Origin of the sequence: Thermosyntropha sp. (genome assembly GCF_017656155.1) — a bacterium.
Lineage (GTDB): Bacteria > Bacillota > Syntrophomonadia > Syntrophomonadales > Syntrophomonadaceae > Thermosyntropha.
This window is the reverse complement of the sequence record NZ_JACDOH010000002.1, coordinates 55828-72469: the sequence shown is the minus strand read 5'-3', so window position 1 is coordinate 72469 and position 16642 is coordinate 55828. Positions and strand designations below refer to the sequence as shown.

13 protein-coding genes are annotated in these 16642 nt (G+C 36.6%); 2 read left to right on the top strand and 11 right to left on the bottom strand.

Annotation, left to right across the window (positions count from 1 at the left end; genetic code table 11):
• Positions 1-2: 2 nt before the first annotated feature.
• Positions 3-2789, bottom strand: coding sequence for a PAS domain S-box protein (locus tag H0Z36_RS02250; protein WP_296863508.1), 2787 nt, complete (start codon positions 2787-2789; stop codon positions 3-5).
• Between the two features lie 347 nt (positions 2790-3136).
• On the opposite strand from H0Z36_RS02250, the gene H0Z36_RS02245 reads away from it, so the two are divergent.
• On the top strand, positions 3137-5053 hold the full coding sequence (locus H0Z36_RS02245; protein ID WP_296863506.1) for a long-chain fatty acid--CoA ligase: 1917 nt from the start codon (positions 3137-3139) through the stop codon (positions 5051-5053).
• Positions 5054-5126: 73 nt separating this feature from the next.
• Here the strand turns inward: H0Z36_RS02245 and H0Z36_RS02240 are convergent, their stop codons facing one another.
• The 9 genes from H0Z36_RS02240 to queD all read right to left on the bottom strand — a co-directional run bounded on the left by H0Z36_RS02240 (position 5127) and on the right by queD (position 12745).
• Positions 5127-6248 carry a mechanosensitive ion channel family protein gene (locus tag H0Z36_RS02240; RefSeq protein ID WP_296863504.1) on the bottom strand — a complete coding sequence of 374 codons (1122 nt, stop codon included), beginning with the start codon at positions 6246-6248 and terminating at the stop codon, positions 5127-5129.
• A 438-nt stretch (positions 6249-6686) separates the two neighbouring features.
• Positions 6687-8735 (bottom strand): elongation factor G, encoded by a 2049-nt coding sequence (fusA, locus tag H0Z36_RS02235; protein ID WP_296863502.1) that lies wholly within the window; start codon positions 8733-8735, stop codon positions 6687-6689.
• Positions 8736-8884: 149 nt separating this feature from the next.
• Positions 8885-9655, bottom strand: coding sequence for a 5'/3'-nucleotidase SurE (surE, locus tag H0Z36_RS02230; protein ID WP_296863851.1), 771 nt, complete (start codon positions 9653-9655; stop codon positions 8885-8887).
• Positions 9636-10196 (bottom strand): signal peptidase I, encoded by a 561-nt coding sequence (lepB, locus tag H0Z36_RS02225; protein WP_296863500.1) that lies wholly within the window; start codon positions 10194-10196, stop codon positions 9636-9638. Before lepB ends, surE begins: the two co-directional genes overlap by 20 nt.
• 17 nt (positions 10197-10213) lie before the next feature.
• A complete protein-coding gene (locus tag H0Z36_RS02220; RefSeq protein ID WP_296863498.1) occupies positions 10214-10390 on the bottom strand; it encodes a YpmA family protein in 177 nt (58 codons plus the stop codon).
• An 85-nt stretch (positions 10391-10475) separates the two neighbouring features.
• A complete protein-coding gene (locus H0Z36_RS02215; protein ID WP_296863496.1) occupies positions 10476-11207 on the bottom strand; it encodes a 7-carboxy-7-deazaguanine synthase QueE in 732 nt (243 codons plus the stop codon).
• Entirely contained in the window at positions 11204-11761 is a 558-nt protein-coding gene (locus H0Z36_RS02210) for a DUF366 family protein (RefSeq protein WP_296863495.1), read from the bottom strand. Before H0Z36_RS02210 ends, H0Z36_RS02215 begins: the two co-directional genes overlap by 4 nt.
• Positions 11742-12368 (bottom strand): 7-cyano-7-deazaguanine synthase QueC, encoded by a 627-nt coding sequence (gene queC, locus H0Z36_RS02205; protein ID WP_296863493.1) that lies wholly within the window; start codon positions 12366-12368, stop codon positions 11742-11744. The genes H0Z36_RS02210 and queC overlap by 20 nt, the downstream gene beginning before the upstream one ends.
• Entirely contained in the window at positions 12365-12745 is a 381-nt protein-coding gene (queD, locus tag H0Z36_RS02200) for a 6-carboxytetrahydropterin synthase QueD (RefSeq protein ID WP_366508837.1), read from the bottom strand. The genes queC and queD overlap by 4 nt, the downstream gene beginning before the upstream one ends.
• A gap of 342 nt (positions 12746-13087) precedes the next feature.
• Between queD and H0Z36_RS02195 the strand changes: the two genes are divergently transcribed.
• Positions 13088-14446, top strand: coding sequence for an acetyl-CoA hydrolase/transferase C-terminal domain-containing protein (locus tag H0Z36_RS02195; RefSeq protein ID WP_296863491.1), 1359 nt, complete (start codon positions 13088-13090; stop codon positions 14444-14446).
• A 12-nt stretch (positions 14447-14458) separates the two neighbouring features.
• Here the strand turns inward: H0Z36_RS02195 and H0Z36_RS02190 are convergent, their stop codons facing one another.
• A complete protein-coding gene (locus H0Z36_RS02190; RefSeq protein ID WP_296863489.1) occupies positions 14459-16573 on the bottom strand; it encodes a sigma 54-interacting transcriptional regulator in 2115 nt (704 codons plus the stop codon).
• Between the last annotated feature and the right edge of the window lie 69 nt (positions 16574-16642).

The following is a 16642-nucleotide window of genomic DNA, read 5'->3' as shown; positions in this document are numbered from 1 at the left end:
AACTAATCTCCTGATTCTGAAAGTATATTTATAAAAATCGCGGTAAGCCACGGATCAAACTGCTTTCCAGAACATTTCTTAAGTTCAGCTATAATATCTTCTTTAGTCATAGCCTTTCGGTAAGGTCGGTCATTGCTCATAGCATCATATGCATCAACTAAAGCCAAAATCCTGCATTCAAGCGGTATTTCGTTGCTCCTCAGCCCTAAAGGGTAACCGGTTCCATCCCATCTTTCATGGTGTTTTAATATAAAGTCAGCAATATGAGCGAGATCAGGAGAACTCTGTGCAATACGATAACCTATTTCGCAGTGTTTTTTCATTTCCTCATATTCTTCATCGGTAAGTTTACCCGGTTTAAACAGTATATTATCAGGAATTCCTACCTTTCCTATATCATGAAAGCGGGCAAGCAGACACAAATCATTTATTCTTGATTCTGAAAGTCCAATTCGTTCTCCTATCTTCCGCACCAGATGCTGCATACGATCGGTATGGCCTTCAGTTATATAGTCGCGGGCTTCTAATGCTTTCATAAGCAGAGCTACAATGCTGCTTTTATTACTCTGGCTGTGCAAAAGTTTTTCACGGTACATCAATTTATCCGCCTCTTTAAACAAATCCTGCATACTTGTCTTACTATTAAGTCTAGCTGCTTTTCCTAACGAAACACTTAACAAGAGTTCATTATTATTTTTATTGACATTGCAGATTTCATCTCTTAAACGTTCAATATATTCATCTATTAAATGAGGCAGTTTCCTTACCAGAATTACCGCAAATTCATCTCCCCCAATACGGGCTATAATACTATCGGGTGGAAAACACTTCTTTAAAATTTCAGCATATAACTTTAAAAGCTTATCGCCCGCTTCATGCCCTAAAGTATCATTTATAAGCTTAAGACCATCTAAATCACTAATGATTAAACCTACTGGATAAACTTTTTCTTTTTCTAATTTTTCAATAAATTGTTCAAAATAAAAACGATTATAAAGATTTGTCAACATATCATGTTCAGCAATAAAACGCATTCTCTCTTCTAGCTTCTTTCGTTCAGTTATATCACGGCTTACTGTTATCAGAATATTTCTTTTTCCATCCGCGCTTTTCATAGCTTTGCCGAGGGTTTCAACCCATATCGGTTTACCATCTACCCGTAAAAGTCTAAACTCAAACCGGTTAGTTTTATTATGTTTTATAGTATCCTCAAAAACCTTTTTTGCCTTTTCACGATCATCTGGGTGTATAATATTAAAAACCGAAGCTCCAACGCTTTTTTCAGGTTTATAACCCAGCATCGTCAGATGAGAAGGACTGGCATAAAGCAAAATTCCATTCTCATCAACCTGTGATATAAGATCCAGAGTATTTTCCGCTATAATTCTGAGCTGTTGTTCCCTTCTCTTAAGCTTTTCTTCCATTATATATCTATCGGTAATATCAATTCCGGTTCCGATTAAAGCCGGTTTTCCTTCATATTCTATAATGGCTGCCGCATAACTGACATATTTTACTTCGCCTTCTTTTGTAAGCAGTTTAAACTCATAGCGATCGGGCATCTTTTTTCCTGCCTGCCTGTCCAATCCCCTCTTCCGCACCATTTCGCGATGTTCAGGATGGACAACATCCCATATCAGCATATTATAAAGTTCATCAGCAGAATAACCAGTTACTTCACAAAAAGCCGGATTTACATATTTATATTTTTCTCCCTGCCCTACAAAAACCATTGCAGGTGTGTTTTCAGCCAGTTTACGGAACTTCTCCTCACTTAAACGCAAAGATTCTTCCATAAGTTTACCGTGGGTTATATCCCGTATAGTCTCAATTGCTCCTTCAATCCCGCCTTTAGTATTATAAAGTAAAGCTATCGACAGCGAAAAATATTTTTCTTTTCCTGCTATATCAACCGGTCCTATCTGGGCTTTTAAAATCCTGCCTTCCTTTCTTACTTCTAGATAATCTTCCGGTGGAGGAAGCTTGCCCTGCAGACACCAGTGAGCCAAAGAATATCTTTTTCCATGATAAAACTTGTCAGTAAACTCATAGCTTTTTTTGTTCAAGGCATCTTTGGCGGCTACCCCGGTTAATTCTTCCATGCCATAATTCCATAAAATCACATTATCGTCCTTATCAATTACAAAAGTGGCATCGGGTAAAGAATTTATTATATCTTCTATCTTTTTATGAATCTCTAAAAGCTCCTGTTGGTTTTTTTCCAAGGTTTCATATTGAGCCCTTATTTCTTCTTCAGCCGCCTGCAACTGTTCATACGCAGAATGCAATTCCTCATACTGTGCCTTTATTTCTTCTTCAGCTGCCTGCAGGTGTTGATAAGCTATTTCGATTTCTTCATAAGCTGACTTTAATTTTTTTTCATATTCTATCTGGTCAGTAACATCAATTCCTATTCCTAAATATTCCTGCGGGCGTCCTTTTTCATTGTACAAAATCCTGCCCCGCACATTGTACCAACGGTAGCTGCCGTTTTTATGTCTTACTCTAAAATTTAGGGTGGTAGTATCCATTTCATCTTTTATATCCCGGTTGAAATAATCAACATATTTTTTTATGTCATTCGGATGTATAAATTCTTTAAATGTACGCCCTAAACCTTCGGCCATTTCATATCCCAGTTGTTCCTTTACGCTCGGAGAAATAAAAGTAAACCTTCCTTCAAGATCTGAAATTCCTATTATTTCCCTCAAGTTATTAACTATTTTAACGAGTAAATTTTTATCCAAGGCATCACCCTGGATTTCCTTTGGTTCTTTACCTTTTTCCAAAAACAAGTCCCCCTTGTGTTCCCTCTCAATAATTTGGTTTTTGTATATTTCGCTTCATAAACAGAAAATTCCTACAAAGTTTTATATTTTTTTATAAATTTTGATAAATAAATTTTATGTTTCTTAAGTCTTTACTGAAAACCTCCTGTCAAGCTTTTCACTTTTCTCTACCAAATATCTATAAAACTATGATAATTGTCTTACTATATCAAAAATTGTATTTCAAAATATCAATTTAGATAAATTTCAATAAATATATTTCGTATTGTAATTAAGTATTATATAATTTTAGAAGAAAAATTTCAAAAATGATTCGTATTTCATAATGAAATAGGAGGTATTAAGGGATGACAAAAAACGATTTTCTTACCGTATGTGAAGCTTTTTACAATTCATGTGAAAAGTTTCCCGAAAGGCCTGCTCAAGTTTTTAATCCGCTGCTTTATAATAATGATAATCAAGGCAAATTTACTTATCGTGAATTTAGAGAAAGGGTGGAATACCTGGCTGGAGGGCTTTTATCATTGGGAATCAATCCCCAGGACATGGTAGCTATAATGTCCCCTACCAGTGCATATTGGACTCAGGCAGATATGGCAATAGCAAATTGCGGAGCGGTAAGTGTAACAATCTTTCCGACTCTTTCCCTGGGAGAAGTTCTATATATTATGAACGACTCAAAAAGCCGCATTCTTTTTGTAGGAAATGAAGAACTCTTGAAACATGTCTCAGCCGGGTGGGATAAAATGCCTAGCCTGGAAAAAATCATCGTCATGGATATATCCTATAAAAGTGAGGATGAACGCATTTTATCATTTCAAGACCTTATAAACCTGGGTAAAGATTATTTGCAAAAAAATTACAATACTTATCAAAAGAGATGGCAAAGCGTAAAACTAGAAGATCCATACACAATTCTTTATACTTCAGGGACCACCGGACAGGGTAAAGGGGTCATTCTCACTCACTGGGGAGCAGGTTCCCGCATGAAGGGTGTAAATGACTTTTTCGGCCGCTACGGCATGTCTGTGACGGAAAATGATGTTACTTTATGCTATCTCCCTTTAGCCCATATTTTTGACCGCGGTTCCTGTCAGCTTTTGGCAATATTCCAGGGTTCCTGTATATGTTATGCCGATTCGCCGGCAACTTTAGTTGAAGATCTAAAAAAATACAACCCTACCTGGATTAATTGTGTTCCTCGGATTTATGAAAAAATTTACATAACCATGCAGCAGCAGCTCGCATTAAGCCCGCTCAAGAAAAAGCTCTTCGACTGGGCAAATAATGTGGGAGAAGAAGTTTTAAAATACCGAACCAACGATAATGGAACTATAAATATGTCGCCTGATTTTGACGTAAAATCACGCCTTCCATTAGGTTTAAAGTTTAAACATGCAATTGCAGACAAGCTTGTTTTAAGTAAAATTCGTGGAATATTCGGCAATCGCTTCCGCTTTTCCTTTTCTGCCAGTGCTGCCATTTCACCAGAGCTTTTAAGACTTTATTACAAGGCTGGAGTAGCGGTTTTAGAGGGATACGGTTCCACTGAAAGCTTTAATGCCTGTATATTAAACCCTATTACAGCATGTAAACCTGGAAAAATGGGAATTGACGCAAATGGCAGTATATGCAGGGTAGCTTCCGATGGCGAGCTGGAAATTTCCGGTGCCGGAGTTTTTGCCGGTTATCTGAATAAGCCTGAGGAAACGGCAGAGGCATTTACTGAGGATGGATGGTTTAAGACAGGCGACATAGTATCAAAAGACGAAGACGGCTATTATCAGTTCATTGAACGTAAAAAACAGATAATATGTCTGGCAATTGGGAAAAATGTAGCCCCTGTCAAAATAGAAAACCTGTTTTCTACCAGCTCTTATATCGATCAAATATTTGTAATTGGCGACGAAAGAAACTATATAAGTCTTCTTATCGTTCCTAATTTTAACTATTTCGTCGAATTATATAAACAAAATAATATACCATACGACGAAAGCAAACTTGAATGGTCAAATACAACCGGGGTTTTGATATGCAATAAAGTAGGAGAGGATTTCATTGAAAAAGCTTTCTTAAAAGAAAAAATTGCCGAAGAAGTTGAAAGGGTAAATAAACAGCTTGAGAATTTTGAGCGCATTAAAAAATACACTATTATGCCCCATCGATTTACGGAAGAAAACGGAGAGTTAACTCCAACCTTGAAACCTAAAAAGAGAGTAATTCTTGAAAAATATAAAGATATAATAGAAAAAATGTACAGCTAAAATTGTTTTATTGCACCTCCAGTAATATTAAAATCCGTTACAAAAGCATATGCTTTCGTAACGGATTTTTTCTCTATCTGTTCTTTGTTTTTGGCTCATCAGGAACAGTCTCTATATATATGCTTCGACTGGGGAAGGCCATACTTACCCCTTCTTCCTCTAAAATATCCATTATTTTAAGATTAATATCCTGTCTTACCGATAAATACTCCTCAAAAATAGTTGTTTTTGTAAAAAACCAGAGCATAATATCTAAACTGCTTTCGCTGAAATGTTCAAAAGACACTATTATTGTTTCAGGATGTACTTCCGGGTGGTTTATAAGCATAGTTTTAATTTTTTCAATCACAATCCGCATTTTATCAGGCGGAGTATCATAAGTTACACCCAAATAAAATTTAATACGCCTTTTCCCCATTCGGGTGAAATTGGTTATAGGTTCTTCTGCCAATTTTGAATTAGGCATGGTTATTAAAGCCTGATCAAAAGCGCGAATTCTTGTACTGCGAAAACTTATTTCCTCAACTGTGCCTTCCAGACTAGGGGTTTTTATCCAGTCGCCAACTGCAAAAGGCTTATCAATTATAATAACCATACCACCAAATATATTTGCTAAAGCATCTTTAGCTGCAAGAGCAAAAGCCAATCCACCTAAACCCAGTCCGGCAATAAAACCGTCCACATCATAATCCCATTCTTCAGCTAAAACCAATAAAGCTATAATTACAATCAATACCCTGAAAACTTTGGAAAAAAATTGAATAATTGTATAATCAATTTTCCATATGGTTTTTACTTCTTCCGTAAAAGAAGAATGAGATCCTGTAAGGTTATATAATCCCCAGGCCACAATTATAATAAGGGAAGTTCGCAGCAGTTTGACTAAGATAATGTCATAACTCTCCGGCAAGGGCAAATATCTTAGAGCAAAAAATATTCCCAAAACAATAAACAAAATCCTTAAAGGTCTTTCAAAGGCATCTAAAACTTTTTCATCCAAATAAGTATCAGTTTTATCTGCTATCTTTAATACCTGCGGGAAAATATAGTGAGTAAAAATATGGCGCAATATTATAAAAAACAAGAAAATAAAAAAAGCAACCAAAGCCATTTTAAGCCAACTTAAAATATTGCCGCTTTCAATATGGTAATTTAAAGCATTAAATATTTTTGAATTCACAGCGCTCATGATCATCAACCGATCTATTTGGACCGGTAAAAACACCTCCCGGGAAATGTATTTATTCGCAAATAATTGTCAATAATAAAAAGCAGAACATCTGAGGAGGTTTTTAATAAATGAAAAAACTGAAACTGTTTGTATTTCTACTACTGCTCACATCTTTGGTTACAATTGAACTTTCATTTTACGGATTATTATCTACCCACAACATATGGTACTTAACATCGCTTATCTTCTCTACCTTTGCCACTATTTTACTAATTTATTGTATATTATCCTCTCCAGAAGGAAAGGCTAATAATCGCATTTATAATTATTATCTACATATAGAGCAAATGAGTCAGCCCACAAAATTGAATGAAAAAACGCTTTTTCCCACCACTCAAAATAGAAGGATATTTTAAACCGGCAGATAGATTAAAAGGGGACTGTTTCAAAGCCCCCTTTTTTCTATTTTTCTGCCTGTTCTCTTTCTTTTCTAGCTTTTTCCACTATTTTTTCCTGTATATGAGCCGGAACTTCTTCATAATGGGAGAATTCCATCTTAAACTTTCCGCGTCCCTGGGTTAAAGACTTGAGATCTATGGTATAACGTGCCATCTCAGCTAAAGGAACCTGAGCTTTTATAAGCTGTTTGTTGCCTTGAGGTTCCATACCTAAAACCCTACCACGTTTGCTGTTCAAGTCGCCTATAATATCGCCCATAAAGTTCTCAGGAACTAATATTTCAACATTCATTATAGGTTCTAATAATACAGGGTTGGCCGATTCCATACCTTTACGAAAAGCGAGTCTTGCTGCCAGTTTAAAAGCCATTTCTGATGAGTCAACTGAATGGTAAGAACCATCAAAAAGGTTAGCTTTGATATTTACCACCGGATATCCAGCTAAAACTCCTTCTTCCATAGCTTCCTGCAAACCTTTTTCTACCGCTGGGAAATACTGGCGTGGAACAGCTCCTCCAAATATGCTTTCTTCAAACAAAAAGTCGCCATCCGGATAAGGCTCAAATTTAATTTTAACATGTCCATACTGTCCATGTCCACCACTTTGTTTCTTGTGTTTGCCTTCTGCTTCAACTACCTTGCGTATAGTTTCTCTATACGGAATCTTCATTTCTTTGGATTCAACGTCTACCCCGAATTTTCTAGCTAATTTTTCCAAAATTATCTCTACATGGGTATCGCCCATGCAGGTTAAAATAGTCTGCTTAGTTTCAGGATTTTTATATACTCTTATAGCCGGATCTTCTTCCAAAAGTTTTTGTAGAGCACCGCTCAATTTATCTTCATCACCTTTTGACTTGGGAGCAATCGCCATACTAAGGGTAGGTTCAGGAAATTCGATAGGCTTAAGCACAACGGGATTTGCTTTGACAGTTAGTGTGTCTCCTGTAGAAGTGAGGGCTAATTTGGCAACAGCAACTATATCACCAGGATAAGCTTCCGGGACAGGATTTTGCTCCTTGCCGCTCATTATCAGGAGCTGGGCAATTTTTTCCTCTTTTTCTTTATTGGCATTGTAAACAACGCTGTCAGATTTCATTTTGCCTGTAAAAATACGCAGCATATTTAACCTGCCGATATAAGGGTCGGCAATAGTCTTGAAAACTTGAGCAGATAACGGTTCTTTTTCCAAATCTTTTTCTTTAATCAAGGGGTTAGCTGATGGATCAGCTGCGCATTCAACTATAAAATCCATTAAAGGAGTTATGCCCATGTTATTAACTGCAGAACCGCAGAAAACGAACACAGCAGAACCATTAGCAGCAGCTGCTTTTATTCCTCTCATAACTTCATCGTCAGTTAAAGCTTCACCTTCTAAATATTTAGTGAGCAAGTCATCATCCGCTTCTGCTGCAGCTTCAATCAAAATTTCTCTGTAAGCTTCGGCATCATCCAGCATATCAGAAGGAATATCTTCTACCGTAATCTTTCCAGTTCCTTTTTCAAAAATTAAAGCTTTCATCTTTATTAAATCAACTACACCTCTGAACTTATCTTCAGCCCCAATAGGCAGCTGAACAGGCACAATATGATCAGAAGAAATCTGTTTCATTTCATCTAAAACCTTATAAAAATCAGCATTTTCCCGATCCATCTTGTTGACAAATGCCAATTTGGGGATATCAGGAAAATCTTCCCATACCACTTCTGTTTGCACTTCAATTCCAGCATTGGCAGATAAAAGAAGCACCACAGTTTCGACTACTCTCATAGCACCTACTACTTCAAAATAAAAATCAGCATACCCCGGAGTATCAAGCACATTTATCTTATGATCCCGGTATTCGCAGGGAACCAAAGCAGTGCTGATCGTAATTTTCTTTTTAATTTCCTCAGGCAGGAAATCGGCTACCGTATTGCCATCATCAACTTTTCCCAGGCGCTTGGTAACACCGGTGTTATAATTCATTGCTTCTGCCAGCGACGTTTTTCCGGTACCTCCATGACCGACAAGGGCAATATTACGAATTTTGCTGGTAGGATAAACCTTCATTCAACAACCTCCTTATGATTAAACTATAATTTTTTTTTAGCGATTCAAATACCTTTAAAAAATATACCTTCGTCCAATTACTGGGTTTGGCAAACCTTTATCAAGGGATAAATACCGCTGGTCTGGAAGCCCCTTTCTTATGTAATTCTCTATTTTTTTAGAAAATCCTTGGTGAAATATTTTTTATATTCATTTAACAACCTGTAATCAGTAAGATCTAGATGTATAGGCGTTATGCTGATATATCCTTCCTTAACAGCTAATACATCACTGTCAACATCCTGCTGTTCTTCCTTTATTCCCCCTCCCAACCAGTAGTAGGTATTACCACGGGGATCCTTTCTTTCTTCAAAGAGATTTTCATAATTTCTTACCCCCAGCTTGGTAATACGCACTCCTTTTATAGCTTCCGGCTTCAAAGCCGGAATATTTAAGTTCAAAATAGTTCTTCTGTCAATTCCCTTTTCTTTAATCATTTCAATTATTTCACAGGTAAATTTAGCCGCATATTCAAAATCAGGGTCTTCTTCAAAACAATCTAATGACACTGCAATGGCTGGAGCTCCCATTATGATACCTTCGGCAGCAGCTGAAACCGTTCCTGAATATAAAACATCTGTTCCTAAATTTGGCCCATGATTTATCCCTGATACTACCAGATCAACACCTTCAACTAACCTGCTCATTGCCAGCTTTACACAATCAACCGGAGTTCCGCCTACTACCCAGGATCTTTTAGCTTTTGCCACCTTTACTTCTTTTACCCTAATAGGCTCAAAAACAGTTATAGAGTGACCTGTTCCACTTCTTTCTCTATCCGGCGCAGCTACATATAATTCTGCTATTTCTCCCAGATGATGTATTAAAGCATTTATTCCTTTGGCATGAATACCATCGTCATTAGTTACCAGTATTTTCATCAAAACTTACACCTCGTTCCAGCAAATGCAAATGACTTACGGGCCAATATACCATAAAAGCCTTTCCTTTAAGCCTATCTTTGGTAAGCCAAGCATTCCACATATGGCTGTCAAAACTGTGATTACGATTATCACCTAGTACTAAAAGACAATCTTCAGGAACAATCACCGGTCCATATTCATAATCTAAATTTTCTGCCAGATAAGGTTCATTAAGTGGTTTATCATTTATATATACCCGTCCATTTTTCATCTCTACTTTTTCCCCTGGAAGTCCTATAACCCTTTTTATATAGTCTTCATTGGCATTAATCGCATCAGGAGGCCTGAATACCACAATATCCCCTCTTTGAGGTTCTTTAAAACGATAAATAAATTTATTCACCAGAACCCTATCCTGAAGCTGTAAAGTAGGCAGCATCGATCCGGTGGGAATTATACGTCCTTCAATGACAAAAGTCCGCAATATCATAGCCAGCACAAACGCAATTAATACTACGCTGACCGTTTCTTTTACAAAATCCCTTATAGCTCTATTCATTTCCCCACCCCATATACTTAAAATTCGTAAATACTTATAGTCATCTCATTTTTTTCTTTATTTTTGGTAATACCAAACATTACCCGTTTATTTTTCAGATTTTTGTTTAAAAAATCAACCAGACGCACTAATTCATCACTAGCAGATAATGTTTTGGTAGCGATAAGCTCCAGTTTATTCTTTTCATCATCCATGATAAATTTCTCCTTTCCCTGTTTTATTATTGTAGTTTAATCAAAATGAGCTTACAAGATTTCAAAATTGAAATATCTCAAATTACTATATAAACCCTAAAAAAGTATGCATTTGGGGCATTATCCTTATATCTTTCAAGCTTTTTAAACCTTTTTCCTGCATTACAAGTAAAAAAGGAAGCAAAGATAAGTCAGCCTTACCCATAATAGTAACCGGCTGAAGGATAACGGTAATCTGAGGATCTATTCGCCTCACTATATCAAAAACAGCTTCTATTTCTTCTTCTCTAGATCTGTCATCTACTACAACTTTGACATAACAAGGTTTAACAACCGCCTTTTTCAGAAACAAATAATGATTATCCCAGTTATCGTCCCCGGTAGCAGAAGGAAGCTTAAAATCCATGCTTATTAAATCTATCCCTTTTATGCACTTGTCAAGCGCATTAACCAAAGTCCCATTAGTCTCAAGCAAAAATTTATATCCTGAAGGTTTTAACCTGTCAATCAATTCTGAAATAAAATCTGTCCATAAAAGCGGTTCTCCTCCAGTTAAGCTTATCCACTTTGATGAAAAGCTTTGTAAAAATTTCATCATATCCTCAATGCTTAAAGGATTTAAAAAAAACTCTTTTTCTAAATTACTTCCTGGCTTCAAATAAAAAATCCCTTTTTCAGGTTTTACTAAAGAAGCTCTAGTATCACAATACCTGCATCTTAAATTGCATCCACTGAAGCGCAAAAAAATTTGCCTTGCTCCGGCAGTAAGCCCTTCCCCTTGAATACTTTCCATAATCTCCGTTAGATACGCTTTCAAGATAATTTCCCCCTGACCTTGCAACGCGCCTCATAAATCTGTTCTAATTCGCGTTCATACCGCTTGAGGACATTGAAGGCGAAAGATTTAACATCGCTTATCCCCAGTTCGTTTAAACCTGCAGTTTTTACTGGAGTTCCCTGAGTATTAATATTAAGCCCTGTGTGAATAAGCGTAGAAACTGGAGAAACAGTGGCAATAGAAACTGAAAGTTTTCCTTTATTTACATACAAATCATCCCCCAAGCGCAGGACATCAACCTCAAACTGTTCCAGTTCTTCTTTTATGCATACCATAAGTATTCTTTGGCGATAAACAGCCAGTTCTAAATCAACATTAAAATGTTCAACAATAAAATTAAGCATCAAAGGCGAATAAATAAAAGCTTTTTCATGCACATCGGCCAAGTCAACCATATTTTCGATTGAAACATTAGCTTCCCCCACAAAAGCAACAGCTGCATCGCCTAAAAGACCAAAATTATTATATATCCAATGAGGCTTAAGCTGAGTCCCATCATAATTAATTCTTTCATCAGCAAATAAAATCTTCACTGTATTCAATCCCTGCCTTCATAAATGCTTCAATATTACGCAAACAGGAGGAGCACTTTCCGCAAGGTTTTTCCCCTCCTTGATAACAGCTCCACAAATAGCGAAAATCCAACCCCATATCAGCAGCTGTTCGTATAATATCTATTTTATCCATATCCTGCACAAAAGATTTAACCTGTACATGATTAGTAGTAGAATAGTATAAAGCACGGTTTACTGATTCAACATATTCTTCTGAATTATCCGGAAAATTAAAGGCCTCTTCCCGGTTAAAACCGCATATAACCAATTGTGCCTTCAAAGATTCAGCATAACAGGCAGCCAAATTTATAAAAAGCCCGTTGCGATTAGGCACCCATGGATTAGCGATCGGCATGCTTCCCTGTTTTAGCAAATCTGAATGTATTTTGCTCATAAAAGGGAGCTCTATAACTTCATGCTTAATTCCATAGATTCGGCAGATATTTTGGGATGCTTTTATTTCGTTTATTCTGGCTCTTTGCCCATAATCAACCGTTATAGCAAGTTTAATTTCTGCCTCTTTTCGGGCCAAAAGCATTGAGACAACCGAGTCTAAACCTCCTGAAAGCAAGGCCACTGCTTTCATCTTTCTCCCTCCTTATACAAAGCATAGGCATTAGATGATTCCCAAACCTTCACACTTTTCAGCTTAATCCCATCTGGCAGCTTTTTTTTCACATCTATGTAGATTTGATGTGCTATATTTTCGGCGGTTGGATTTATTTTATCGAAAGGCGCTATTTCGTTTAAAAACCTGTGATCATATTTTTCGGCAATCAAGCAAGCAGCGATTTTTTTTAATTCTCGAAAATCTATAAGCATTCCATTCTCATCAAGTTTTTCTCCCTCAACTACTATCTCTACTTTCCAGGTATGCCCATGAATGTTCCTGCAATTGCCTTCATAATTATTAAGTTTATGTGCAGCCGCAAATTCTTGAATAACACCTAATTCATAGATCATAAAATCAACTCCGCATGTAAAACGTTATTATTTATACATATAGATTTTATCATTAATAAAGCTATTTTAAAAATAAACACTGCTTTTTTTTTTCACTTTTCACATCATAGGTTATAATACTTTTTCTTTTTGCATTTTGGCAATAGATAAACTGTTATCTTTATAATTTACTCACATTTAAATGCAAATCTGCAATTTTTTTTTTGCGTTTTTGCAAAAAAAAAATTATATTTAATAAATTCAACAACATAAAGCTATAGTTTTGAATATTCAGAATTATGGCATATTTCTTGCATCTTAATAAGATACAATTTTAAAACCTTATAATTAGGAGGGGTTTTAATGGCATTTGCCACTGATTTTTTCCGTGAATATGAAAGAAAAAAGAGGACAGCTGATGAAGCTGTTCAAATCGTAAAATCAGGTGACTGGGTTCAGTATGGTGAATTCTCAATGCAGCCCAAAGACCTGGATGCCGCTCTAGCTAAAAGGGTAAATGAACTAAAAGATGTAAAAATTCGCTCAGTTACTCTAACCTGGATACCGGAAGTAGTAAAGGTCGACCCTGAAAGAAAACATTTTATTATTAATGACTGGCATTTTTCAGTTTTTTCACGACGCTTACATGAACAAAACCTATGCAACTATATTCCAATTGCATATCATGAAGCAAAAAAATTGATTGAAGAATTTGTAAACATTGACGTTGCTTTTGTTCCTGTTTCACCTATGAATGAAAAGGGATTTTTTAACTTAGGCACTTCTAATTCTATAACCTCTTATGTAATCAATAAAGCAAAAAAAGTAGTAGTTGAAGTTAATAAATCAGTTCCTATTTGCCTGGGGGGCAACAGTGAATCTGTGCATATTTCTCAGGTAGATTATATAGTTGAAAGCAAAGATAATCCCAAACTCTTCAACCTGCCTCCTGTTCAGATAAGCGAAGTTGACAAAAAAATTGCCCTAAATGTTATGAATTTACTCGAAGATCGAGCCTGCCTCCAATTAGGGATAGGAGCTATGCCCAATGCAGTAGGAACCATGATAGCAGAATCAGATCTTAAGGATTTGGGAGTCCACACAGAAATGTTGGTAGACTCATTTGTAGATATGTATGAAGCAGGTAGAATTACCGGTAAATATAAAAATATAGATAAGGGCAAAATGGTCTACACTTTTGCCATGGGAACCGACAAATTATATGATTTCCTTAACAACAATCCAGCCTGTGCAAGCTATCCAGTACATTACACCAATGACCCGTTTATTATTTCTCAAAATGATAAGGTATTTGCTATTAACAATGCACTCGAAGTTGACTTATACGGCCAGATAGCTTCTGAAGCTGCCGAAGGCAGACAAATATCAGGGACTGGGGGCCAGCTCGACTTTATCTATGCTGCCTTTAGATCTAAAGGTGGAAAAGGATTAATATGCTTAAGCTCTACCACCACATTAAAAGATGGAACTACAATTTCACGCATCAAACCTGCTTTGGGTCTGGGAACTATCGTAACTGTTCCCCGCTCGCTGGCATATTATGTCGTAACCGAATATGGTTATACCGTTCTTAAAGGCAAAACTACCTGGCAAAGAGCTGAAGCACTTATAAATATAGCTCATCCTGATTTTAGAGATGAACTTATAAAAGAAGCAAATAAGATGAAAATATGGGTCAGAACTAACAAACAGGATTACTAAATTACCCCCCTTTTAGATGGCGGAATTTCCGCCTCTTTTATTGACTATTTTGTATTTGCGCAGCTTACGGGAAACAGTCGAAGGGTCAACCTCCAAGACCTCAGCCGCTCTGTTACAGGAATTATATAAAGCCCATACCTTTTCTAATAGCTTTTTTTCGGTAAGTTCAACCGCCTTTTTAAGTGGTATAATCTGGTTAACCCTTATTTCATCTTCGTCATCTTCACCTGATTTTTCAGAATCAGAAAGTACAAAATCAGGCAGGTCTTCTATGCTGATTAAATCGTGTCTGCTGGTTATAACCAGCCTTTCTACTAAATTTTCCAGCTGTCTTATATTACCGGGCCATGAATATCTGGTTAATACCTCCAAGGCTTCACCACTTATTTTCTTCTGCGTATTGTATCTTTGATTAAAAAAATCTATAAAATGCTTTATCAATACCGGAATATCTTCTCTTCTTGCTCTCAACGGTGGGATATAAATAGGAACAACATTAAGCCTGTAGTATAAATCTTTACGAAATTCGCCCTTTACTACCTGTTTTTCTAAATCTTTATTTGTAATAGCAATAATCCTTACATCCACTCGTATCGGTTGGGTTCCTCCCACCCTGAAAATCTCCTGCTGTTGAATAGCCCTTAAAAGCTTAACCTGTAAATGAAGCGACAGGTCTCCTATTTCGTCCAGCAAAAGAGTCCCTCCATCGGCCAGTTCAAACATGCCCGGTTTGCCTTCTTTTCTAGCACCGGTAAAAGCTCCTGCCTCATAGCCAAAAAGTTCAGATTCAATAAGGCTTTCCGGCAAAGCTGCACAATTTATTTTAATAAAGGGCTTATTGTGGCGGTTGCTGTTTTTCTGAATAATCTCGGCAATAACTTCCTTTCCTGTACCGGATTCTCCGGTTATCAGGACTGTAGTATCAACTTCGGCAATCTTAGCTGCTTGATAGATTATATCTTCCATAGCCTTGCTTTTAAAAACTATTCTCCCTGAGAATTTAATTTTCATTTGATTTATCTGAGATTCAAAATGTTTTCTTAACCCTTCCAGCTTTTCAATCTCCTGTTTCAACCGATTAAGTTCACTTATATCTCTAACATTTGTTACAACCCGTACAACTTCTCCTTCTTCGTTAAAAACCGGGACTGCGCTTACCAGTAAAGTTTTTCCGGTTACAGTCATGAGAGTGGTAGTTACCGGCTCAAGCTTTTCTAATACTATCAAGGTGGCAGAACGCGATAAAGTCCCATTTTCAACCAGTTCATTCATAGTTTTATTCAAAAGTTCCTTTTCCCCAAGTCCGGTCATACGTTTTATAGCCTGGTTTATCTGCAAAGTTTTCCCTTTACCATCAGTAATATAAAGGCCATCAAAAGAGGCTTCAAATATGGCATCTAATTCTCGATTAAGTTCCTTTACATATTTAAGTTCTTTAGAAATATTTTCGATTTCAGATACATCATACAACACCGCTACTGCACCTGTGACAATACCATTTTCAATTATAGGGGCACGATTGGTTATTACCGGAGTGCGGCCAACTCTTAATCTCACACCATATTCTTTTTTCCCTATCTTAACTATGTTAAGCAGTTCGCTCTCCGGTATAACGTTATTTATAAATTTTCCCGTAACTTCTTCTGCCGACATTCCTGTCAGCTTTTCTGCTGCCCGGTTCCATATTCTTATTCTGCCTTCTCTGTCAATAGCTATTATAGGATTATAAGCTGAATTGATAACAGTTTCCAATTGTCCTGCCATTTCATCTATAACACGATTTAATCCCCTCATAATATCTGATTTGGTTATAAAACCAATCAGATCATCGTTTTCAACTACAGGATATCTACCAGTATACATAATATCTACATCTCTTATGTCTTCATCCGGATGCAGAACCTTTACTTTTTTGGTCATATAATTTTTTATTGATTCAGTCGCAGAGTTTCCATTATAAAAGGCTCGGAGCAGATGGGTTTTGGTAAACAAACCCGTCAATCTGCCATCTTTTACAACCGGGGCTCCATCGATTTTATTTTCCAGAAATATTCGACATGCTTCCCTCAAGTTTAAATCTGGATCCAATTTGATTATCTGGGTGCTCATAAACTTTTTTATTTTCATAAATCCCCCTCCCCCTTAAGCAAAACAGTTCATTTCTTGCCTCTTTTAAAACTGAATTTTATAATATAG

What these genes read in the sequence shown, in the direction of transcription:
- H0Z36_RS02245 (WP_296863506.1), top strand. Translation starts at nt 3,137, where the DNA reads ATGACAAAAAACGATTTTCTTACCGTATGTGAAGCTTTTTACAATTCA.
- H0Z36_RS02240 (WP_296863504.1), bottom strand. Translation starts at nt 6,248, where the DNA reads ATGATCATGAGCGCTGTGAATTCAAAAATATTTAATGCTTTAAATTAC.
- fusA (WP_296863502.1), bottom strand. Translation starts at nt 8,735, where the DNA reads ATGAAGGTTTATCCTACCAGCAAAATTCGTAATATTGCCCTTGTCGGT.
- surE (WP_296863851.1), bottom strand. Translation starts at nt 9,655, where the DNA reads ATGAAAATACTGGTAACTAATGACGATGGTATTCATGCCAAAGGAATA.
- lepB (WP_296863500.1), bottom strand. Translation starts at nt 10,196, where the DNA reads ATGAATAGAGCTATAAGGGATTTTGTAAAAGAAACGGTCAGCGTAGTA.
- H0Z36_RS02220 (WP_296863498.1), bottom strand. Translation starts at nt 10,390, where the DNA reads ATGGATGATGAAAAGAATAAACTGGAGCTTATCGCTACCAAAACATTA.
- queC (WP_296863493.1), bottom strand. Translation starts at nt 12,368, where the DNA reads ATGAAAGCAGTGGCCTTGCTTTCAGGAGGTTTAGACTCGGTTGTCTCA.
- queD (WP_366508837.1), bottom strand. Translation starts at nt 12,745, where the DNA reads ATGATCTATGAATTAGGTGTTATTCAAGAATTTGCGGCTGCACATAAA.
- H0Z36_RS02195 (WP_296863491.1), top strand. Translation starts at nt 13,088, where the DNA reads ATGGCATTTGCCACTGATTTTTTCCGTGAATATGAAAGAAAAAAGAGG.
- H0Z36_RS02190 (WP_296863489.1), bottom strand. Translation starts at nt 16,573, where the DNA reads ATGAAAATAAAAAAGTTTATGAGCACCCAGATAATCAAATTGGATCCA.